General features: G+C 70.9%; 20 protein-coding genes and 1 tRNA gene. 17 read left to right on the top strand and 4 right to left on the bottom strand.

Annotation, left to right across the window (positions count from 1 at the left end; translation table 11 throughout):
- The first annotated feature begins 46 nt into the window (after positions 1-46).
- The 7 genes from ACWH95_RS00925 to poxB all read left to right on the top strand — a co-directional run bounded on the left by ACWH95_RS00925 (position 47) and on the right by poxB (position 9,072).
- Positions 47-1,429, top strand: coding sequence for a flavin monoamine oxidase family protein (locus ACWH95_RS00925; protein WP_136029586.1), 1,383 nt, complete (start codon positions 47-49; stop codon positions 1,427-1,429).
- Positions 1,429-2,313, top strand: coding sequence for a universal stress protein (locus ACWH95_RS00920; RefSeq protein ID WP_136036501.1), 885 nt, complete (start codon positions 1,429-1,431; stop codon positions 2,311-2,313). The genes ACWH95_RS00925 and ACWH95_RS00920 overlap by 1 nt, the downstream gene beginning before the upstream one ends.
- The gene (locus ACWH95_RS00915) at positions 2,313-3,860 is read left to right on the top strand and encodes an APC family permease (RefSeq protein ID WP_136034422.1); all 1,548 of its coding nucleotides are present in this window, start codon (positions 2,313-2,315) and stop codon (positions 3,858-3,860) included. Before ACWH95_RS00920 ends, ACWH95_RS00915 begins: the two co-directional genes overlap by 1 nt.
- A gap of 24 nt (positions 3,861-3,884) precedes the next feature.
- Positions 3,885-5,351: an NAD-dependent succinate-semialdehyde dehydrogenase gene (locus tag ACWH95_RS00910; protein WP_136034420.1), complete on the top strand. Its 1,467-nt coding sequence runs from the start codon at positions 3,885-3,887 to the stop codon at positions 5,349-5,351.
- 22 nt (positions 5,352-5,373) lie between these two features.
- Positions 5,374-6,738: an NAD-dependent succinate-semialdehyde dehydrogenase gene (locus ACWH95_RS00905; protein ID WP_454120013.1), complete on the top strand. Its 1,365-nt coding sequence runs from the start codon at positions 5,374-5,376 to the stop codon at positions 6,736-6,738.
- A gap of 117 nt (positions 6,739-6,855) precedes the next feature.
- Positions 6,856-7,293: a pyridoxamine 5'-phosphate oxidase family protein gene (locus ACWH95_RS00900; protein WP_136034416.1), complete on the top strand. Its 438-nt coding sequence runs from the start codon at positions 6,856-6,858 to the stop codon at positions 7,291-7,293.
- Between the two features lie 54 nt (positions 7,294-7,347).
- The gene (gene poxB / locus ACWH95_RS00895) at positions 7,348-9,072 is read left to right on the top strand and encodes a ubiquinone-dependent pyruvate dehydrogenase (protein ID WP_136034414.1); all 1,725 of its coding nucleotides are present in this window, start codon (positions 7,348-7,350) and stop codon (positions 9,070-9,072) included.
- Between the two features lie 27 nt (positions 9,073-9,099).
- Here the strand turns inward: poxB and ACWH95_RS00890 are convergent, their stop codons facing one another.
- Both ACWH95_RS00890 and ACWH95_RS00885 read right to left on the bottom strand, forming a co-directional pair.
- Positions 9,100-11,898, bottom strand: coding sequence for a hypothetical protein (locus ACWH95_RS00890; protein WP_454120012.1), 2,799 nt, complete (start codon positions 11,896-11,898; stop codon positions 9,100-9,102).
- A gap of 20 nt (positions 11,899-11,918) precedes the next feature.
- Positions 11,919-13,742: an HSP90 family protein gene (locus ACWH95_RS00885; RefSeq protein ID WP_454120011.1), complete on the bottom strand. Its 1,824-nt coding sequence runs from the start codon at positions 13,740-13,742 to the stop codon at positions 11,919-11,921.
- A 193-nt stretch (positions 13,743-13,935) separates the two neighbouring features.
- Here ACWH95_RS00885 and ACWH95_RS00880 point away from each other — a divergent pair.
- The 3 genes from ACWH95_RS00880 to nusG all read left to right on the top strand — a co-directional run bounded on the left by ACWH95_RS00880 (position 13,936) and on the right by nusG (position 15,398).
- Positions 13,936-14,008, top strand: a tRNA-Trp gene (locus ACWH95_RS00880).
- Positions 14,009-14,048: 40 nt separating this feature from the next.
- Positions 14,049-14,321: a preprotein translocase subunit SecE gene (gene secE / locus ACWH95_RS00875; protein WP_136034407.1), complete on the top strand. Its 273-nt coding sequence runs from the start codon at positions 14,049-14,051 to the stop codon at positions 14,319-14,321.
- Between the two features lie 42 nt (positions 14,322-14,363).
- On the top strand, positions 14,364-15,398 hold the full coding sequence (gene nusG / locus ACWH95_RS00870) for a transcription termination/antitermination protein NusG (protein ID WP_136034405.1): 1,035 nt from the start codon (positions 14,364-14,366) through the stop codon (positions 15,396-15,398).
- An 81-nt stretch (positions 15,399-15,479) separates the two neighbouring features.
- On the opposite strand, the gene ACWH95_RS00865 is transcribed toward nusG, so the two are convergent.
- On the bottom strand, positions 15,480-15,878 hold the full coding sequence (locus ACWH95_RS00865; RefSeq protein WP_454120010.1) for a VOC family protein: 399 nt from the start codon (positions 15,876-15,878) through the stop codon (positions 15,480-15,482).
- A 62-nt stretch (positions 15,879-15,940) separates the two neighbouring features.
- Between ACWH95_RS00865 and ACWH95_RS00860 the strand changes: the two genes are divergently transcribed.
- The 7 genes from ACWH95_RS00860 to ACWH95_RS00830 all read left to right on the top strand — a co-directional run bounded on the left by ACWH95_RS00860 (position 15,941) and on the right by ACWH95_RS00830 (position 21,048).
- Complete coding sequence (locus ACWH95_RS00860; protein WP_454120649.1) at positions 15,941-16,918, top strand: helix-turn-helix transcriptional regulator; 978 nt, start codon at positions 15,941-15,943, stop codon at positions 16,916-16,918.
- 145 nt (positions 16,919-17,063) lie between these two features.
- Positions 17,064-17,495, top strand: a complete 432-nt coding sequence (gene rplK, locus ACWH95_RS00855; protein ID WP_025102337.1) for a 50S ribosomal protein L11 — start codon at positions 17,064-17,066, stop codon at positions 17,493-17,495.
- Between the two features lie 11 nt (positions 17,496-17,506).
- Positions 17,507-18,196 carry a 50S ribosomal protein L1 gene (rplA, locus tag ACWH95_RS00850; RefSeq protein WP_136034399.1) on the top strand — a complete coding sequence of 230 codons (690 nt, stop codon included), beginning with the start codon at positions 17,507-17,509 and terminating at the stop codon, positions 18,194-18,196.
- A 172-nt stretch (positions 18,197-18,368) separates the two neighbouring features.
- The gene (locus ACWH95_RS00845) at positions 18,369-19,187 is read left to right on the top strand and encodes an amino acid ABC transporter substrate-binding protein (protein WP_136035368.1); all 819 of its coding nucleotides are present in this window, start codon (positions 18,369-18,371) and stop codon (positions 19,185-19,187) included.
- Between the two features lie 3 nt (positions 19,188-19,190).
- The gene (locus ACWH95_RS00840; protein WP_136034395.1) at positions 19,191-19,856 is read left to right on the top strand and encodes an amino acid ABC transporter permease; all 666 of its coding nucleotides are present in this window, start codon (positions 19,191-19,193) and stop codon (positions 19,854-19,856) included.
- A complete protein-coding gene (locus ACWH95_RS00835; protein ID WP_136034393.1) occupies positions 19,843-20,646 on the top strand; it encodes an amino acid ABC transporter ATP-binding protein in 804 nt (267 codons plus the stop codon). Before ACWH95_RS00840 ends, ACWH95_RS00835 begins: the two co-directional genes overlap by 14 nt.
- 45 nt (positions 20,647-20,691) lie before the next feature.
- Positions 20,692-21,048 carry an iron chaperone gene (locus ACWH95_RS00830; protein WP_454120009.1) on the top strand — a complete coding sequence of 119 codons (357 nt, stop codon included), beginning with the start codon at positions 20,692-20,694 and terminating at the stop codon, positions 21,046-21,048.
- Between the two features lie 6 nt (positions 21,049-21,054).
- Here ACWH95_RS00830 and ACWH95_RS00825 read toward each other — a convergent pair whose 3' ends face one another.
- Complete coding sequence (locus ACWH95_RS00825) at positions 21,055-21,726, bottom strand: LysE/ArgO family amino acid transporter (RefSeq protein ID WP_454120008.1); 672 nt, start codon at positions 21,724-21,726, stop codon at positions 21,055-21,057.
- Positions 21,727-21,745 lie beyond the last annotated feature (19 nt).

Here is a 21,745-nt window from a genome sequence, read left to right as displayed (position 1 = left end):
GCCGGTACTTCATCCCCCACATCCCCCGACGACGAAGGAGTTGCAGATGGCTGAGATCACTCGCGACGTGCTGATCGTCGGCGCCGGAGCCGCAGGGCTCACGGCCGCCAACGATCTGCGCAAGGCCGGCCTGTCGGTCGCCGTGCTGGAGGCCCGCGACCGCGTGGGCGGCCGGCTGTGGACCGACGTGATCGACGGCGCCATGCTCGAGATCGGCGGCCAGTGGGTGTCGCCCGACCAGGACGCCCTGAAGGACGCGATCGAGGAGCTCGGGCTCGAGACCTACAGCCGCTACCGCGAGGGCGACAGCGTCTACGTCGGCCCCGACGGTCAGGCGCACCGCTTCACGGGCGAGATGTTCCCGGTGTCGCCGGAGACCGAGGCCGTGATCGCCCGCATCACCGGCATCCTCGACGCCCTCGTGGCCGAGATCGACCCGGACAAGCCGTGGGAGCACCCGAACGCGGCGGAGTGGGACTCCATCTCGTGGGACGCCTGGCTGCGCTCGCAGACCGACGACGACGAGGCCGTACGCAACCTCGCCTTCGCCACCGGCTCGGCGATGCTGACCAAGCCGACGCACTCCTTCTCGCTGCTGCAGTCGCTGCTCATGGCGGCCTCGGCCGGCTCCTACTCGAACCTCGTTGACGCCGACTTCATCCTCGACAAGCGCGTGGTCGGAGGCCTGCAGCAGGTGCCGCTGCGTCTCGCCGAGCGCCTGGGGGAGGACGTGCTGCTGAACCAGCCCGTCCGCAGCCTGGAGTGGTCGGATGACGGGGTCGTGGCGACCACCGACGACCTCACGGTCCGCGCACGGTACGCGATCCTCGCGCACGCCCCCATCCTCTACAACCGCATCTCCTTCGTCCCGCCGCTGCCGCGTCGCCAGCACCAGCTGCACCAGCACCTGTCGATGGGCTTCGTCATCAAGGTGCACGCCGTCTACGACCGGCCGTTCTGGCGCGAGCAGGGCCTGAGCGGCACGGCGTTCAGCCCGTACGAGCTCTCGCACGAGGCGTACGACAACACCAACCACGGCGACGAGCGCGGCACCCTGGTCGGCTTCGTCTCCGACGCCAACGCCGACGGCGTGTTCGAGCTGTCGGCCGAGGAGCGCAAGGAGCGCATCCTCGAGTCGCTGTCGCACTATTACGGCCCGGAGGCCAAGAACCCGGTCGTGTACTACGAGAGCGACTGGGGCAGCGAGGAGTGGACGCGGGGCGCGTACGCCGCGAGCTTCGACCTCGGCGGGCTGCACCGCTACGGCGCCGACCTGCGCACGCCGGTCGGACCGATCCACTTCGCCTGCAGCGACATGGCCGGAGCGGGTTACCAGCACGTCGACGGGGCGATCCGCATGGGCCACCTCGTCGCGGCGAACATCGTCGACGCCCGCCGCGAGGCCGGCGCTCCCGAGAGCATCGGCTGATGACCGGCTCGGTCGTCGTCGGCTACACGGCGACGGACGCGGGGGCGGACGCCGCGGCGCTGGGCGCCCGGCTGGCCCGCAGCATCGGCGCGACGCTGCACCTGGTGATCGTGCTCCCCACCGAGGGCACCCGCAGCGCGGCCGTCCCGCCGGAGCGCGCGTATGAGGACGTGATCCGCACGCAGGCACGGAAGTGGCTGCAGGACGCGGTCGTGCGGCTCCCGCAGGAGCTGGTGCGCAGCGGCCACGTGCGCTTCTCCGAGTCGTTCGCGGAGGGGCTCATCGCGGCGGGCGAGGAGTTCGACGCGAGCGTGATCGTGATCGGCACCGCGGGCGGCGGCCTCTTCGGCCGTCACCGCCTCGGCAGCGTCGCATCCGAGCTGCTGCACTCCTCGCCGATCCCGGTCGCCCTCGCGCCGTCGGGGCTCGCGCAGCAGGACGACCACGTGCTCCCGCGCGTCACGGTCGCGGTCGGCACGCGTCCGGGTGCGGAGGGCGTGCTCGACCAGGCCGTCGCCCTCGCCGGGGCGGCCGAGGTCTCCCTGCGGCTGGTGTCGCTCGTGCCGTTCGACGTGCCGCCCGGCCTCGACACCGGCGCGATCCGCCTGGCCGGCAGCGAGCACGCCCACCGGGTGCTCGCCGTCGCTGCCGAGCAGCTGCCGGACGGCCTGGGCGCCGTCGTCGAGGAGGCACCGGGCGAGACGGTCGAAGACGCCGTCGCCGGGCTCTCCTGGCTCCCGGGCGAGGTGGTCCTGGTCGGCTCGAGCCGCCTGGCACAGCCGCGCCGTCTGTTCCTGGGCTCCACGGCGGCGAAGATGCTGCACGAGCTGCCCGTTCCCATGATCGTCGTCCCGCGCACCCGCAACGAAGCAGGAGACCGCTGATGAGCAGCACCAACCGGGCGACGGAGCCCGCATCCGGCGTCACGACCGGCATCTCCACGAAGGGCCTGAGTGCCGGCACCGTCGGCCTCATCGGCGCCGTCGTGATCGGCATCTCGTGCATCGCCCCCGCCTACACGTTCACGGCCGCCGTCGGCCCCACCGCGTCCGAGGTGGGCGCGCAGATCCCGGCGATCATCCTCGTCGGCTTCATCCCGATGCTCCTGGTGGCCTTCGGCTACCGCGAGCTCAACAACCGCATGCCCGACTCCGGCACGTCCTTCACCTGGGCCGCCCGCGCGTTCGGACCCTGGGTGGGCTGGATGGCCGGCTGGGGCCTGGTCGTCGCGACGATCCTGGTGCTGTCGAACCTCGCCGGGGTCGCCGTCGACTTCCTGTTCCTGCTGCTGTCGCAGATCACGGGCAACGCCGGGATCGCCGACCTGGCCGGGGTGACGTGGATCAACATCGGCGTATGCCTGCTGTTCATGCTGGGGGCGACGTGGGTGTCGTACCGCGACATGCAGACGACCCAGAAGCTGCAGTACTGGCTGGTGGGCTTCCAGATCCTGGTGCTGGTGTTCTTCGCGGTCGCCGCGATCGCCCAGGCCGTGAGCGGCAACGGCTTCGACTACCAGCCGTTCGACCTCAACTGGTTCAACCCGTTCGCGATCTCGTCGTTCAGCGCCGTGGCGGCCGGTCTCTCCCTGTCGATCTTCATCTTCTGGGGCTGGGACGTCACGCTCACCATGAACGAGGAGACGAAGGACCCGGAGAAGACGCCGGGCCGCGCGGCCACGGTCACCGTGCTCACGATCGTCTCGCTGTACCTGCTCCTCGCCGTCGCGATGATCATGTTCGCGGGCGTGGGCACGGGCGAGCTCGGCCTCGGCAACGGCGACATCCAGGAGAACGTGTTCTTCCACCTCTCCGGACCGATCCTCGGGCCGCTCGCGTTCCTCGTGTCGCTGGCGGTGCTCACCAGCTCGGCGTCGTCGCTGCAGTCGACGTTCGTCGGTCCGGCGCGCACCCTGCTCGCGATGGGCCACTACGGCGCCCTGCCGAAGTCGTTCGCGAAGGTCAGTCCGCGGTTCTTCACCCCCGGCTACGCCACGATCGTCTCGGCCATCGTCGCCTCGGCGTTCTACGCGGTCATGCGCGTGGTCAGCGAGGACACCCTGTGGGACACGATCCTCACGCTCGGCATGATGATCTGCTTCTACTACGGCATCACCGCGTTCGCGTGCGTCTGGTACTTCCGCAAGCAGTGGTTCGACTCCACGCGCAACGTCTTCTTCACGTTCCTGTTCCCGCTGGTGGGTGGCATCATCCTCGCGATCCTGTTCTTCACCACGCTGATCGACTCGATGGACCCGGCCTACGGCTCGGGGTCGGAGATCGGCGGCGTCGGGATCGTGTTCATCCTCGGGATGCTGATCATCGTCGTGGGCATCGCGGTGATGATCTGGAACGCGATCCGCCGCCCGGCGTTCTTCCGCGGACAGACGCTGAGCATCGACGCGCCGCCGAGCCGGCGTCGTCGCCCCTAGCCCCCACTCACAGAAAGAGAACCCATGAGCACTCAGACCGAGCAGGCGCTGCTCGACAGCATCCCCACTGGACTCTTCATCGGCGGACAGTGGATCGACGGCGAGACCGGCGCCACGTTCGACGTCAAGGACCCGGCCACGAACCAGGTGATCCGCACGATCGCCGACGCCACGCCCGCCGACGGCATCCGCGCGCTCGACGCCGCGGTGGCCGCTCAGGACGAGTGGGCCGCCACCGCTCCGCGTGTGCGGAGCGAGATCCTGCGCCGCGCGTTCGACCTGGTGCAGGCGCACAAGGAAGACCTGGCGCTGCTGATGACCCTGGAGATGGGCAAGCCGCTCGCCGAGGCGCGCGGCGAGGTCGCGTACGGCGGCGAGTTCCTCCGCTGGTTCAGCGAGGAGGCCGTGCGCATCAGCGGTCGCTACGGTCTGAACCCGGAGGGCACCGGGCACATGATCGTGTCGCAGCGCCCCGTCGGGCCGTCGTTCTTCGTCACCCCGTGGAACTTCCCGTTCGCGATGGCCACCCGCAAGATCGCGCCGGCGCTCGCCGCCGGGTGCACGGTGGTCATCAAGCCCCCGGCACTCACGCCGCTCACGACCATCTTCTTCACGAAGCTGCTGGAGGAGGCGGGGCTCCCCGCCGGCGTCGTCAACGTGGTGCAGACCTCGAAGTCCAGCGCCCTGTCGGCGCCGATCATCGCGGACCCCCGGCTGCGCAAGCTGTCGTTCACGGGGTCGACCGAGGTGGGCCGCAAGCTCATCGCGCAGGCGGCCGAGGGCGTGCTGCGCGTGTCGATGGAGCTCGGCGGCAATGCACCGTTCGTGGTGTTCGACGACGCCGACCTCGACAAGGCCGTGGAGGGCGCGCTCGCCGCGAAGTTCCGCAACATCGGCCAGGCGTGCACGGCGGCCAACCGCTTCATCGTGCACCGTGACGTGGCCGGCGAGTTCGCCAAGCGGGTGACCGAGCGCGTGAACGCGATGAAGATCGGCCGCGGCACCGAGGAGGGCGTGGCGATCGGCCCGCTCATCGACGAGGACGCGGTGGCCAAGGCGGGCGAGCTCGTCGACGACGCGGTGGAGCGCGGCGCGACGCTGCTCGCGGGCGGCAAGGCGCTCGAGGGCACCGGCACGTTCTACGAGCCCACGGTCCTCACCGATGTCGTGGCCGGCAGCGCGATCCTGCGCGAGGAGATCTTCGGCCCGGTGCTGGCGATCGCCACGTTCGAGACCGAGGATGAGGCCGTGCGCCTCGCGAACGACACCGAGTACGGCCTGGTGTCGTACGTGTTCACCGAGAACCTGCAGCGCGGTCAGCGCATGATCGACGCGCTCGAGACCGGCATGATGGGACTCAATGTGGGCGTGGTCTCCAACGCGGCGGCTCCGTTCGGCGGCGTCAAGCAGTCCGGTGTCGGCCGCGAGGGCGGCTTCGAGGGTATCCACGAGTACCTGTCCACCAAGTACACGCTGATCCCGGTCTCCTGACCGGACGGCAAGAGGAGGAGACATGACCGACTACGCCGTCGTCAATCCCGCCACCGGCGAGACCCTGGCCACGTACGACACGTTCACCGATGCGCAGATCGAAGAGGCGGTCGCGGCCGCCGACGAGGCGCACCGCGAGTGGTCGCGCTCGACCACGGTCGCGGAGCGCGCACAGCTGCTGCGCCGCGCCGCCGAGCTGCATCGCGAGCGCCGCGACGAGTTGGCCGACGTGTTCGTGCGCGAGATGGGCAAGCCGCGCGAGGCCGCGCTCGGCGAGGTCGACTTCGCCGCCGACATCGCCGAGTACTACGCGGATCAGGCCGAGGACATCATGGCCGACCAGCCCATCACGATCCTCGGCGACGGCTCGGCGATCATCCGCCGGTCGTCGCTGGGGCCGCTCGTGGGCATCATGCCGTGGAACTTCCCGGCCTACCAGATCGTGCGCTTCGCGGCGCCGAACCTGATCGTCGGCAACACGATCCTGCTGAAGCCCGCGCCGCAGTGCCCGGAGTCGTCGAGCGCGATCGAGGCGATCTACCACGACGCCGGGTTCCCGAAGGGCGCGTACCAGAACGTGCTCGCCACGAACGAGCAGATCGCCGACATGATCGCCGACCCGCGCGTGCAGGGCGTCTCGCTCACCGGCTCGGAGCGTGCGGGGGCGGCGGTGGCCGAGGTCGCCGGACGGCACCTCAAGAAGGTCGCGCTGGAGCTCGGCGGCTCCGACCCGTTCCTCGTGCTCTCGACCGACGACCTCGACGCGACGGTCCAGGCCGGCGTGGACGCGCGCCTCGACAACAACGGTCAGGCGTGCAACGGCGCCAAGCGCTTCATCATCGTCGACGAGCTGTACGACGCGTTCGTGGAGAAGTTCACGGCGGCGATGGCGGCCGTCGAGGCGACCGACCCCACGCAGGACGACACCGTGCTCGGACCGGTGTCGTCGGAGGCGGCGGCGGAGAACCTGCAGAAGCAGATCGACACCGCGGTCGCCCAGGGCGCCACGCTGCTGACCGGGGGCACGCGCGACGGGGCGTTCTTCGCGCCGACCGTGCTCGCCGACGTCACGCCGGAGATGGACGTGTACCGGGAGGAGCTGTTCGGCCCCGCCGCCGTCGTGTACCGCGTGGCCGACGAGGACGCCGCGGTGCAACTGGCCAACGACACCACGTTCGGGCTCGGGTCGTACGTCTTCACGACCGATGAGGCCCAGGCGGAGCGGGTGGCCGACAAGATCGAGGCCGGCATGGTGTACGTCAACCTGGTTCTCGCCGACAGCCCGGAGCTGCCGTTCGGTGGCATCAAGCGCAGCGGCACCGCGCGTGAGCTCGGACACCTCGCCGCCGACGAGTTCGTCAACAAGAAGCTCATCCGCATCGGCTGAGTCCGACGCGGTGACGGTGCCCGGGGGTCGATCGGCCCCCGGGCACCGTCGCGTCCGGACCTGTGACGTTCGGACGGGTGCTGTCCAGCCGGCGGGTCCGTGGGTGACAATGGCGGCATGAGTGTGCACAGCGACCCCGTCCGGACCCTGACCGATGCCGAGAGCTGGGAGCGCCTGCGCGGACAGGAGCTCGGACGCCTCGTGACCCACATCGGCGACACGATCGACATCTTCCCGATCAACTACGCGGTCGACGGGGACGGCATCGTGTTCCGCACCGCTCCGGGGAGCAAGCTGTTCGAACTGACCGCGAACGCCGATGTGCTGTTCGAGGTCGACGACCACACCGACGTCGACGCGTGGAGCGTGGTCGTGCGCGGGCACGCCGCGGCGCTGGAGACCGATGCCGATGTCGCGCGCGCCGAGGCCGCGGGACTGCGCCCGTGGATCCCGACCGTCAAGCGGGTGTTCGTCCGCATCGCACCCGCCTCGGTGTCGGGACGCGCGTTCCATCGTGATCCCGAGCCGGAGCGCGACGGCCCCCAGGAGTACTGACCGGCCCGCGTCAACCCCGGCACCAGGGCGGAGGGGCGGGCGTAGGGTCGGGGTATGGCCAACGTCGCTGAGAACATCGTCAAGACTCTGCACGCCAACGGGATCGATCGGGTCTACGGCATCCCCGGGGATTCACTCAACGGATTCACGGACGCGCTGCGCAAGGACGGCCGCATCCGCTGGGTGCACGTGCGCCACGAGGAGTCCGCGGCGTTCGCGGCCGCCGCGGACGCGGGCACCACGGGTGAGCTGGCCGTCGTCGCCGGCTCGTGCGGGCCGGGCAACCTGCACCTCATCAACGGGCTGTACGACGCCCAGCGTTCCCGCGTGCCCGTCCTGGCGATCGCGGCGCACATCCCGACGACCGAGATCGGCACCGGCTACTTCCAGGAGACGCACCCGCAGGAGCTGTTCCGCGAGTGCAGCGTGTACGTCGAGTACGTGGCGGACCCGAAGCAGATGCCGCGGCTGATGGAGATCGCGATGCGGGCGGCGATCGAGCAGCGCGGTGTCGCGGTGCTGGTGATCCCTGGCGATGTGGCGCTGGCGGAGATCGAGGATGACCGCGCGGTCGTGGTCCGCCGCGCCCGGCCGGTGGTGGCACCGAGCGGGGCGGAGCTGGAGCAGGCGGCCACGCTGCTGAACGCCGCGAAGCGCGTCACGATCCTCGCCGGCGCCGGCGTCGAGGGCGCGCACGACGAGGTGATCGCGCTGGCCGACCGTCTGGGCGCGCCGATCGTGCACGCGCTGCGCGGCAAGGAGTTCATCGAGTACGACAACCCGTTCGACGTCGGCATGACCGGTCTGCTCGGGTTCGCGTCCGGCTACCGGGCGATGGAGGCCGCCGACACGCTGCTCGTGCTCGGCAGCGACTTCCCGTACGAGCAGTTCTACCCCGACCACGCGACCACGATCCAGGTGGACATCCGCGGCTCGCAGCTCGGCAAGCGCCACCCGCTCGACCTCGGACTCGTGGGCGACGTCGGCGCCACCGCAGAGGCCCTGCTGCCGCGCCTCGCCCGCAAGGACGACCGCACGCACCTCGACGACGCGACGGCGCACTACCGCAAGACGCGCAAGAAGCTCGACGAGCTCGCGGTCCCGGCGAAGGGCGACCGCCCGATCCACCCGCAGTACCTCGCGCGGCTGCTCGACGAGCATGCCGCGGACGACGCGATCTTCACGGCCGACGTGGGGTCGCCGACGGTGTGGGCGGCGCGTTACCTGACGATGACCGAGCACCGTCGACTGATCGGCTCGTTCACGCACGGCTCGATGGCGAACGCGCTGCTGCACGGCATCGGCGCGCAGGTCGCCCACCCGCAGCGCCAGGTCGTGGCCCTCGCGGGCGACGGCGGGCTGTCGATGATGCTGGGCGAGCTGCTCACGCTCACGCAGAACCGTCTGCCCGTGAAGACCATCGTGGTGAACAACTCCTCGCTGAACTTCGTGGAGCTGGAGATGAAGGCCGCCGGGTTCGTCACGTACGGCACCGGACTGGACAACCCGAGCTTCGCCGCCATCGCCGAAGCCATGGGGATCTTCGCCCGCCGGGTGGAGCGCAGCGACGAGCTGCCGGACGCCGTCCGCGAGGTGCTGGCGCACGACGGTCCCGCCCTGCTCGACGTGGTCACCGAGCGTCAGGAGCTCTCGATGCCGCCCGCGATCGAGGCGGCGCAGGTGAAGGGGTTCGCGCTGTACGCGATCCGCACGGTCATGTCGGGCCGTGGCGACGAGCTCCTCGATCTGGCGCGGGCGAACTGGCGCCAGCTGTTCTGACGCCTCCGGCCGCGCCGGGGTGCGGGCTCAGCTCTCCAGCAGCGCCCGCACCTCGGCCGCCTCGCCGTGGCGGCCGAGCCCTTCGAGCACGTCGCCGAGCTCGAGCGCGGTGACCTGACGCAGCGGCGGGAAGCCTTCGGCGTGCTCCAGGGCGCTGCGGTAGACCGCGACCGCGTCGGCGGCGCGCTCGTTCCCCGCGAGCAGCCGGGCGGCGAACAGCTCGGAGCCTCCGGCGGAGCCCGGGTCGCCCAGCTCCGCGAACGCGTCCGCGGCGGTGAGCGCGGCGGCCACGGCCTCGTCGATCCGTCCGAGCTGCGCGAGCGCGCGGGCGCGGGAGTCCGTCACGTCGGCGTGCAGCCACCCGGCCTCGTGCTGCTGCGCGAGGGCGGCGACCTCGTCGAACAGGGCGAACGCCCGCTCGTCGCCGCGTCCGCCGTAGGCCTGACCCAGGCTGTGGAGCACCTCGCTGAGGGCGCCGACCGCTTCCGGCGCGCCCCGGACGATCTCGGCCGCGCCCTCCAGGAGGCGGATCGCGTCGTCGTGCTCCTCGAAGCGGGCGAGGATCTTCGCCTGCTCGGTCATCGCCATCGCCTGGTCGGCGTGCTCCTCGCCCTCGCCGAACAGTTCGGCGGCGTACCCGTGCACGCCCACCGCCTGTCCGAACTCGCCCGACTCGGCCAGAGCGCGCGCGAGCAGGGTGGCGGTCATGCCGCGGGAGGCGGGGGCCACGTCGGCCTGCTCCTCGCGCTGCAGCACGTCGCCGAACAGCTCGGCCGCCTCCTGGGCGTCGCCGGAGCGCAGCATGGCGCGGGCGAGCCGGAAGTCGACGCCGGTCGCGTCGCCTCCGGCCTCGGCGCGCAGGCGCGAGGCGAGGCGGTAGCGCGAAACGGCGCGGTCGGGGTGGTCGGCGTCCTCCCACAGTGCCCCGGCGAGCACGTGCGCGTCGGCGAGGGCCCGTGTGGCGCCCAGCTCGGCGAGGAGGCGGCAGACCTCGTCGGCGTCCGCGGCGCCGTCGAGGTGCTCGCCCGTCCCTCCGCGCACCCGGGCCCTGGTCTGCAGCGCCTGGGCGCGATGCCCGGCGGAGAGGTCGTCCTGCGCGAGGAATCGGTCGAGCAGAGCGGTCGCGGCCTCCAGGTCGCCCTTGGAGAGCACGGCCCCGATGGCGACGAGCGTGGTGGTGTTCGACAGCCGGGTGTCCTCGGCCTCGGCGAACGCGCGGGCGGCGTGCTCGGCGAGGTCGAGCGCGGCGTCGGGCTCGTCGGCGTGCAGGTGCAGCGAGGCGCGGCTGATGGCGAGGTCTCCGCGCGACCACGCCGGAAGGCGCTCGGCGGCGGCCAGTTCCTCCTCCAGGGCGGCCCTGGTGTCGTCGGTGTCGAGTCCGAACGTGGCGAGGCCGAGGCGCAGCTCCAGCTCGGCCTGCACGTCGCGGCCGGCGTCGCGCAGCGCGGCGATGCGCTCGGGCAGCACCTGCTCCGCCTCCTCGATGCGGTCGAGCGCCACGAGGATCCCCAGGCGCATCGACAGCAGCTGTGCGCGTTTGCCGGGGTCGGTCACCTCGAGCGCACGGGGGAGGGCGTCGAGCGTCTCGTGCTCGGCGCCGAACTGGGCGAGCTGCATCACGCGGTCGAACCAGCCGTCCGCGTCCGTCGGGGTCGTGGCCGGTGCGGTGGCGACGAAGGCGTCGGAGCGGATCGGCACGTCCCAGCTCTCGTCGGCCAGGCGGCGCGAGCGGGCGAGGCTCCGCGCGTGCCCGTCCGTTCCGTCGCGCTCGTCGAACTGCGCGCCGATGCGCTCGGCGGCCGTCCAGGCGGCGGTGGCGAGCTCGGCCGCGGTCCACGCGCCGTCGTGCTCTCCGAAGAGCCCGACGAGGGCGGGGGCGTCCGCACCGCGGACGGGGGTGTCGCCGTGCCCGGTCGCCACGACCCTGTCCAGTGCGACGGCGAAGGCGGTGAGGGCCGCGAAGTGCGCGTCGACGTTCAGGCCGTCGTGCGCGAGCCATCCGATGTGCCGCTCGATCAGGGCGAGGGCACGCGCCTCGTTGCCGGTGACGGCCGCGAACACGATGTTGTTGGCGACGATGCGGAGGTTGTCGGGGTTGTCCTTCGCGAGGCGGTAGCTGCGCAGGTGGGCGGTCTTCGCGTCCTCCAGGCGTCCGGCGCGGAGGTAGGGGAGGAGGACGCGGGAGAGCGCGTGCTCGGGCTCCTCGCCGCACGAGAACCCGCCCTCGATCATCTCCTCGACCAGGCGGATGGCGTCGGCGTCGCGGTCGGTGTCGGCGAAGAAGCCCGCGAACTGGCTGCGGCCGCAGGCGTCGCAGTGGCTGTGGTCGTCGCGGGGTGTGGCCTCCAGCTGCACGCGCAGCGCCTCGGCGTCGTCCATCCGGCCGGCGTCCCACGCGTCCTCGAACCGGGCGGTGAGCACGCCGCTGAGGCCGAGGCCCGCGGCGCGGTAGTGGGCCTCCATGTCGTCGAGCACGGCGGCGATCTGCTCCTGCGAGAACGCGGGGGACGACCGCAGCGACGAGGCCATCCACTTGAACTGCCACATGAGGTCGGCACCGCCGTTGTCGAGGTCGGCGGGGAAGCGCTGCGGGTCGGCGTCGTGGTGGGCGAGGCACCACGCGAAGGAGTTGAGCATCACGTCGGTGGCGCCGACCATGTTGGCCGAGGCGGTCTGCCGCATGCGGGCCTCGTACTCCAGGCGCTCGTCGCCGAGCTCGACGGCGAGGGCCACGGCCTCCGCGACGAGGGCCTGCTCCTCCGGACCCCACGGGGTGCGGTCGATCTCCTCGATGAGCTGCTGGAAGCGCTTCTTCGGACGTGCCATGGGAGCCTTTCGGTGGAGTGTCAGCGGGCGTCGCCGAAGGGGAGGGAGTCCCCCTCGATGCCGGCGGAGAGCGAGACGAGGTCGGCCAGCGCGCTGGTCATGAGCGCCCGGTCGGCGTCACGGAGCGGATGGTGGCCGGCGAGGAGCGCCTGGATGTAGAGCAGCTGCACGGTGCGGGCGAACACGGCGTCGTCCTCGACGCGCACCAGGGCGCGCACCACGCGGTTGGACCAGTTCAGGCACAGCCGTGCGGTGAGGTCGTCGTCGCGGGCGGCGGACAGCGTCTGGTCGATGCGGTCGAGCACGCCGCCCCACAGTGCCCCGGCGACCCCTCTGGTGCGGCCGCGGTCGATCGCGCGCAGCACCTCGGGGTCGGCGACGTACAGCCCGGTGAGTGCGGGCTGGTCGATCGAGCGCACGACGACGGCGCAGTCGGAGGCGGCGAGCACGGCCCCCGCGCGGGTCTCGAGCGCCACGGCGGCGTCGCGGTCGTCCAGGGGCGGGGGATCGAGACGGTCGAGCTCGCCGGCGACGTCCACCTTCTCCACGGTGACGGCGGGGTAGAGCTCGGGCAGCAGGCGCACGAGGTCCGCGTCGTACAGGTAGCCGCCGTTGACCAGCACCTCGTCGGCGGGCGAGATCCCGGCGACCTGGCGGAACTCGTCCACGGTCTGCGCGTAGCGGATGTGCGGGTAGCGCTCGACCAGGTCGCCGATGCGCAGCGTGCCGTGTGTGGTCTCGACGGTGAGCCACCGGGTGATGAAGCGCGCGAGCTCCTCGTCGTGGCGCACGAGCGACTTGAGGCCGACCTCGTGCACCGCCACGAACTGTGCGAGGCGGTGCGGCTCGCGCAGTCCGAGCTCGAGCACCCAGCGGCGGATCCCCGCGCCGAGCTGCTCGCGCACGTGCTCCAGGGCCGTGTCCTCCACGAGGGACTCCCGGCTCGCGGTGGGGGCGAGGCCGGTGGAGTCGACGACCGCCCGCACGAAGAACGCCCAGTCGGGCAGCACGTCGTCCACGCGCTCGGACAGCAGCATGCGGCCGAGGTACATGCGGGTGGCCTGGCGCGCGCCGGGCGGGGGTGCGTAGGGGAGCACGTAGGCGAGACCGCGCGTGCCGGTCCCCGGTTCGCCGAGCTCGATCACGTCGAGGGGGTTCGCGCCGAGCAGGTCCCGCCCGTAGGCGACGGCCGCTTCGGGGTCGTTGGCGGGGGAGAGGAACGGCGGCTCGCGCGTGATGTCGACGTCTCCGGCGCCGGTGTCGATCGTGACCCGCATGGGGAGGAACTCGCCGAACGTGGTGGCGAGCTCGTGCACGGCGGCGGGCCGGAGCAGCTCGTCGGCGTCGAACCGCGGTACGAGATGCACGCTGGTGCCGACCGGGAGATCGTCGTCGAGCTCGACCACCTGGAACGTGCCGTCGGCGCTGCCCGTCCACTCCACGGCCGCGCCGCCTCGGGCGCTGCGCGAGCGGATGACGATGGTGTCGGCGACCATGAAGCAGCTGAGGAGTCCGATGCCGAACTGCCCGAGGTAGTCGCTGCGGGGGAGGTCGAAGATGTCGCGCTTCGAGCTGCGGCCGACCGTGGCGAGCAGGTCGGCGACCTCGGCGGCGGTCAGGCCGACGCCGTCGTCGCGGAGCACGAACTCGCCGGTCTGCGCGGTGAGCGGCGTGATGCGGATGCGCCCGCCGCCGCCGTCGACCTCGTGACGGGCGGTGATCGCGTCGCGGGCGTTCTGCAGCAGCTCGCGCAGGTAGACGCGGGGGCTCGAGTAGATGTGCCTGCTCAGCAGATCGACGACTCCGCGCAGATCCACCTGGAACTGCTGCACATCCCCACCCACACGCGCCCCTTCTCGCCGGCATCCGCTCGCCGAGCCTAGCAACAACCCGTATATCGAGCCCGGTTCGGCACCGTCGGGCGGATGCCGTATGCTTGTGGAGCAGTTGTTCTCTGCATTCTTTCGCCGTGCCTCGGGTCTTCGGATCTCGGCGCAGCGCGGGGATGGGAGGGCACCCCGAGGCCTCCGGGTCTCTAGGGCGGTAGCTCAATTGGCAGAGCAGCGGTCTCCAAAACCGCAGGTTGCAGGTTCGATTCCTGTCCGCCCTGCGCGTCAGTGCAACGCTGGCACACGAAAGGTACATTCAGGATGGATCAGGACGAACCGCGCGGCGAGGTCGTCGCGGCCGGCGCCACGCGCCAGAAGAAGGGCAACCCCTTCTCCCGGTTCTTCGGGGGCATCGCCCTGTTCATCCGCCAGGTCATCGCCGAACTGCGCAAGGTCGTCACCCCGACCCGCAAGGAGCTGTTCAAGTTCACGGGTGTGGTGCTCGTCTTCGTCGTGATCGTGATGGGCATCGTCTACGGTCTCGACTACGTCTTCGGGCTCCTGACCCACTACGTGTTCGGTATCCCTGGCTGATGACCCCCGCGGCGGCAGCCGCAGCTATGGAGAAGAAGCAACGTGTCTGAACGATATTCCGACGACGCCGACTGGGCGACCGCCGCAGAGCAGTCCAGCGAGGAGGACGAGGCCCAGGAGGGCAACGTGCTCGCCGCTGAGGAGTTCTCGGTCACCTCTGCCGAGCACGTCGCGGTCCACGTCGAAGACGAGGACGGCGAGGACGACACGGACGACATCGACATCGACATCGACGACCCGGAGGCGGACGCGATCGTGAACGACGCTCTCAACCTGGACGAAGCGGCGGAGTCCGAGGCCGCCGCCGAGGTCCTCAACGATTCCGTGGCCGAGGAGGCCGCCGAGCAGGAGGCCGAGGCGGCCGACGAGGTCACCCCGTACGACGGTCCCGACGTGAACGGCGAGGACGACCGTCCCGCAGCCGAGTCCGAGGAGGAGGACGCCGAGTCCGAGGAGGACCCCTACGAGGCCTTCCGCATGGACCTGCGCATGCTCCCCGGCAAGTGGTACGTCATCCACTCGTACGCGGGCTTCGAGCGCAAGGTGAAGGCCAACATCGAGCAGCGCAAGTCGACGCTCGAGGTCGAGGACGAGATCTACCAGGTCGAGGTCCCGATGGAAGACGTGGTCGAGATCAAGAACGGCCAGCGCAAGATGGTCACCCGCGTGCGCATCCCCGGCTACGTGCTGGTGCGCATGGAGCTCACGGAGGACACCTGGTCGGTCGTGCGCCACACCCCCGGCGTCACCGGCTTCGTGGGCAACGCCCACAACCCGACGCCGCTGCGCTTCGAAGAGGCCTTCAACATGCTGAAGTCGCTCGTCGAGGTGAAGGACGTCCCGACCGCCAAGAACATCGCGGCGAAGGGCGGCGTCGCCGTGGCCCGTCCGCTGCCGGCCGAGGTCGACTTCGAGGTGGGCGAGACCATCACGATCAAGGAGGGCTCGTTCGCGGGTCTTCCCGGTTCGATCAGCGAGATCAAGCCGGAGAGCGGCAAGCTCACGGTCCTCGTCTCGCTCTTCGAGCGCGAGACGCCGGTCGAGCTGTCGTTCGACCAGGTCACCAAGATGATCTGACACTGCTGTCATCAGAACGCCCCGCCGGCTCATCCGGCGGGGCGTTCTGCGTGCGGCCGCGGGGCTCCCCGCACCCGTCGGTCAGCCCGCGTGCTGTGCGGCCCAGTGCGGGCTCTGGATCAGGCCGAGGAGATTGCCGAACGGGTCGCTGACCGACGCCGACCACCACCCCTCGCCGCGCTGGGTGACGGGGTCGAACGGGGTGGCGCCGAGGGCTGCGAGGCGGTCCATCTCGGCGTGGATGTCGTCGACGTGCAGGCTCACGAGCGCGCCTCCCGGCTGCGGCAGGGCGGGGCGGAAGCGGGCGTCCATCAGCGCGAACTCGTCGTCGTCGTCGCCGAAGCGCCATTCGGCGTACTGCGGGGTCCCCTGTGCGGGGCGGGTGAAGTACGGCGCGGCGTCGAACACGCGCGCGTACCAGTCGATCGCGGCGGGCATGTCCTCGGCGACGAGGTTGAGGTTGGCGAGACCACGGAACATGGGATCTTCTCCTTCGGTGGGAACGGCTTTCCTTCTATGCTCGACCGTGAAGTGATCACCTTCTGATCACTTCGGAAAAGAGGTTCCCGATCCGTGCCGATCGCCTGATCCAGGCTCTGCTGCTCCTGCAGGGCCGCCCCCGGATCACCGCCGCGGAACTGGCCGCCGAGCTGGAGGTCTCGGTGCCCACCGCGCGCCGCGACTTGGAGGCGCTCGCCATGGCGGGTGTGCCCCTCTATCCGTCTCGGGGGCGCGGCGGCGGGTGGCGCCTGATCGGAGGGGCCCGGACCGATCTCACGGGACTGACCGAGAGCGAGGTGACGTCGTTGCTGGTCGCGCTCAGCCAGAGCCGCGCCGCCGCGCCGGAGCACACGGCCGCGGTGCGCAAGCTCATGCGTGCCGTGCCGGAACCGTTCCGCGAGGGCGCGCAGCGGGTGGCGGAGTCGACCGTGCGGGATGCGCCCTGGGGTGAACCCGATGATGCGCCGGAGCGGCCGGCGGTGTCGGAGCTGCAGCGGGCGATCGCTGCGCGCCGCCGGGTGCGCTTCGGCTACGGCGACGCCGGGCGGCCGGTCGAGGTGGTGCCGCTCGTGGTCGGCAGCCGCGGTCCGCGGTGGTATCTGCTCGCGGCGCCGGGCCGGAACGGCGGGGCCGACGTGGACCGGCTGCGCACGTACCGGGTCGACCGGATCGCGGATCTCGCCCTCACCGACGAGCGGGGGGAAGGGCCGGACGGCTTCGACGCGCCTGCCGCGTGGGAGCGGATGGTCGAGACGGTCGAGGGGCTGCGGGGCGAGGCGCGCGCCGTGATCCGCGCGGAGGCCTGGGCCGTGCGCGCGGTGCTCGACCGCTTCGGGCGCCAGGCCGCGGTGATCGATGCCGACGAGAGACTGATCGAGGTGCGGGCGCACCGTGCGGACGCTCTGGCCGAGCAGCTCGCCGGATGGACGGGCGCCGTGGAAGTCCTCGAACCCGCCGAGGTGCGCGCAGCCCTGCGCGAGCTCGGGCAGCGGATCGCGGAGCAGTACCGCGACCCCTGACCCCGCGCGGGAGCGGGGCGCGGGATGCGGTAGACTCTTATGGTTTGTGTGCCGCTTCGGCGTGCGCGCTGACGACCACGACCCGGAGATGCCGGGTCCGTGGGAGAAGCGGGTGTCCGCATCCGCCTCGAGGAAAGGAAAGAGAATGGCACCGAAGAAGAAGGTGACCGGCCTGATCAAGCTTCAGATCAACGCCGGTGCCGCCAACCCGGCGCCGCCGATCGGCCCCGCGCTCGGTCAGCATGGCGTCAACATCATGGAGTTCTGCAAGGCGTACAACGCCGCGACCGAGTCGCAGCGCGGCAACGTCATCCCCGTCGAGATCACCGTCTACGAGGACCGCAGCTTCACCTTCGTCCTGAAGACCCCGCCCGCGGCGGAGCTCATCAAGAAGGCCGCCGGCGTGCAGAAGGCCTCGGCCACCCCGCACACCGTCAAGGTCGGCAAGATCACCAAGGACCAGGTCCGTCAGATCGCCGAGCAGAAGCAGGCCGACCTGAACGCGAACGACATCGAGGCCGCCTCGAAGATCATCGCCGGCACCGCCCGTTCCATGGGCATCACGGTCGAGGGCTGAGGAGAATAATCATGGCTACCAAGTCCAAGGCTTACAAGGCTGCCGCCGAGAAGATCGAGGCAGACCGTTTCTACACGCCCGCCGAGGCCGTCGCGCTCGCGAAGGAGACCGGTTCGGCGAAGTTCGACTCGACCGTCGAGGTCGCGCTGAAGCTCGCCGTCGACCCCCGCAAGGCCGACCAGATGGTGCGCGGCACCGTCATCCTGCCTCACGGCACCGGTAAGACCGCCCGCGTCATCGTCTTCGCCACGGGCCCCGCGGCCGAGGCCGCGATCGCCGCAGGTGCCGATGAGGTCGGCGGCGCCGAGCTCATCGAGAAGGTCGCCGGCGGCTGGACCGCGTTCGACTCGGCCGTCTCCACCCCGGAGCTCATGGGCCAGGTCGGTCGTCTCGGCAAGGTGCTGGGTCCGCGTGGCCTGATGCCGAACCCGAAGACCGGCACCGTGACCCCGAACCCGGCCAAGGCCGTCGAGGAGATCAAGGGCGGAAAGATCGAGTTCCGCGTCGACAAGCACGCCAACGTGCACTTCGTCGTCGGCAAGGCGTCCTTCACCGCCGAGCAGCTGAACGAGAACATCGGCGCAGCGCTCGAGGAGATCGTCCGCCTCAAGCCGTCGAGCGCGAAGGGCCGCTACATCCAGAAGGGTGCGGTGTCGACCACGTTCGGCCCCGGCATCCCGCTGGACGTCAACGCCATCTGAGCCTGACTCACCGAAACGCCCCCGGGTTCCGCCCGGGGGCGTTTCGCGTCCTCCGCCCCGCGTCGACACGGAGCGTCATCGGATGCGGGGGATCTCGCGACGGCACGTACTGTGGGGAGGTCCCGCGCCGGTCGCGTAAACTCGCACCGCGCCTCTCACCCCAGGAGGGTCCATGTCCCGTCGTCTCATCGCCGTCACCGCACTCGTCGTCGCCGCCGCGGCGCTCACCGCCTGCAGCGGCTCCACCACGCCCGCGAGCACGTCCGGTGCGGAGAGCACCGCGGGCTCCGACTTCGGCCTGGTGAAGGACGGCACGCTCACGGTCGCGACCGAGGGCACCTACCGCCCGTTCAGCTTCCACGACGACGGCGGCTCGGGCGACCTGACCGGCTACGACGTCGAGATCATCCAGGCCGTCGCCGACAAGCTGGGCCTCGAGGTGGAGTTCCAGGAGACGCAGTGGGACGCGATCTTCGCCGGTCTCGACGCCGGCCGCTTCGACGTGATCGCGAACCAGGTCTCGATCAACGACGAGCGCGAGGCGAAGTACCTCTTCAGCGCGCCCTACACCGTGTCGCCCGGCGTCATCGTGGTGGCCGAGGACGACGACTCGATCAGCTCGTTCGACGACCTGGCCGGCAAGACCACGGCCCAGTCGCTCACCAGCAACTGGTACGAGCTGGCGACCGACTCCGGCGCCAAGGTCGAGGCCGTCGAGGGCTGGGCGCAGGCCGTGGAGCTGCTGCGTCAGGGCCGTGTGGACGCGACCGTGAACGACAAGCTGACGTTCCTCGACTACGAGACCACGAACAGCCCGACGGGGCTGAAGATCGCGGCGGAGACCGAGGACGCCGGCGAGCAGGCGTTCGTGTTCACGAAGGACAAGACCTCGCTCGTCGAGGCCGTGGACGGCGCTCTCGAGGAGCTGCGCGCCGACGGCACCCTGGCGGAGATCAGCGAGAAGTACTTCGGCGAGGACGTCTCGCAGTAACCGATGGCGAACCCCTGGCAGCTGTTCCTCGACTCGCTCTGGCCGATCGCCTGGGCGGGCCTGACGGCGACGGTGCCGCTCGCGCTGGTGTCGTTCGCGCTGGGGCTGCTGATCGCGGTCGGGGTCGCGCTGATGCGGATCTCGGTGCATCCGGTGGTGGCGGGCGTCGCGCGCTTCTACATCTCCGTGATCCGCGGCACGCCCATGCTGGTGCAGCTGTTCGTGATCTTCTACGGGATGCCGTCGATCGGCATCACGCTCGACCCATGGCCGAGTGCGATCATCGCGCTGTCGCTCAACGTGGGCGGGTACGGAGCCGAGGTCGTGCGGGCCGCGATCCTGTCGGTGCCGAAGGGGCAGTGGGAGGCGGCGTACACGGTCGGGATGAACCGCACCCGCACGCTCACGCGGATCATCCTGCCGCAGGCGGCACGGGTGTCCGTGCCCCCGCTGTCGAACACGTTCATCTCGCTCGTGAAGGACACCTCGCTCACGTCGCTGATCCTGGTGACGGAGCTGTTCAAGGTCGCGCAGCAGATCGCGGCGACGACCCTCGAGTTCATGGTGATCTACCTCGCCGCGGCGCTGGTGTACTGGGTGTTCTGCCTGGTGCTGTCGTTCGGCCAGAGCGCCCTGGAGAGGAGGCTCGACCGCCGTGTCGCCCACTGACCAGACACCCGTCCCGCTGCTGTCCGCCCGCGGACTGCGCAAGAGCTTCGGCGACACCGAGGTGCTGCGCGGGATCGACCTGACGCTGCACCGCGGAGAGGTGCTGGTGCTCATCGGCCCGAGCGGCTCGGGGAAGACCACCGTGCTGCGCGCGCTCAACGGCCTCGAGACGCCGGACGCCGGCACCATCACGGTCGACGGCGGGCCCGAGCTCGACTTCGCCCCCGCCGAGCGGCCGCGGCCTCGCGCGCAGAAGCAGCAGCGGCTCGCCCTGCGCGATCGCTCCGCGATGGTGTTCCAGCACCACAACCTGTTCCCGCATCTGACGGTGCTGCAGAACGTGATCGAGGGGCCCTGGCGTGTGCAGCGGCGGCCCAGGGCCGAGGTCGTGGCCGAGGCCCTGGCCCTGCTCGACCGGGTGGGCCTGGCGGACAAGGCGGACGCCCGTCCGCATCAGCTGTCCGGAGGACAGCAGCAGCGCGTGGGGATCGTGCGTGCTCTCGCTCTCAAGCCCGACCTGCTGTTGTTCGACGAGCCGACGAGTGCGCTCGACCCCGAACTCGTCGGGGAGGTGCTGCTGGTGATCAAGGAGCTCGCCGACGAGGGGTGGACCATGGCGGTCGTCACGCACGAGCTGAGCTTCGCGCGCGAGGTCGCCGACCACGTCCTGTTCCTGGACGGCGGGGTGGTGGTCGAGGAGGGGCCGCCGGCCGAGATCTTCCGCGCCCCGCGACACGAGCGCACGCAGCGGTTCCTCACGCGCATCCTCCGCCCGCTCGACGGCGCCTGAGACCCGGGGCTCGTGCGCGCCGCCGATCGGTGACAGGATGCGGTCGTGGGAACCATCGACGACTACCTGACCGGGCTCGCCCCCGCGGACCGCGCGGCGATCGGCCGCGTGTACGCGATCGCGCGGGAGGAGGAGCCGGATGCAGAGCAGGGCACCGGCTACGGCATGCCCGCCCTCGTCCACGGGGGCAGACCGCTGCTGTCGGTGATGCGCGCCAAGAAGCACATCGGCGTGTATCCCTTCAGCCCCGACGCGGTCGCGGCCGTGGCGGCGGCGCTGGCCGATCATCCCGGCGCCAGCGTGGACAAGGGGACGATCCGCTTCCAGCCGGAGCATCCGATCCCGGAGCAGACGCTGCGCGCGCTGGTGCGGGCGCGGCTGGCGCAGATCGACGGAGCCTGAGCCGGATCAGCCGCCGAACACGGGGAGGATCAGGCTCACGGCGAGCGCGACCATGATCACGGCAATCACCGCGTCGAGAACGCGCCACGACCGCTCGGTACGCAGCCAGCGCCCGAGGTAGCGTGCCCCGAAACCGAGGGCCGTGAACCACAGGACACTGGCGAGGATGGCCCCGGCGGCGAACAGCCAGCGCTGCTCGCCGTGCGTCGCGGCGATCGACCCGAGCATCAGGACGGTGTCGAGGTACACGTGCGGGTTGAGCCAGGTGAGCGCGAGGACGGTGAGGAGCACGGGGGCCAGACGTGTTCCGCTCCGGATGGCGGTCGCGGTGCCGCCGGCCGATCGACCGGTCCCCGTTCCGTCGGCGGGGGAGGACGCATCGACCGCCAGCACCTCACCGCCGCGCCAGGCGCGCCGTGCCGCGAGCAGCCCGTAGCCGAACAGGAACAGCGCCCCGGCAACCCGGGCGACGACCACGAGCCACGGCGCAGCCTGGAGCAGGAAGCCCAGCCCGGCGACACCGGCGGCGATCAGCACGGCGTCGGAGACGGCGCACACGATCACGACCGCCAGCACATGCTCCCGCCGGATGCCCTGGCGCAGGACGAAGACGTTCTGGGCGCCGATGGCCACGATGAGGGAGAGGCCGAGTCCGAGACCAGCGAGGACGGTGAGCATGGCACCAGCCTAGGAAGCG

The sequence above is a fragment of the Microbacterium sp. NPDC055502 genome, assembly GCF_053643635.1.
This window is presented reverse-complemented; position numbering and strand designations above follow the sequence as displayed.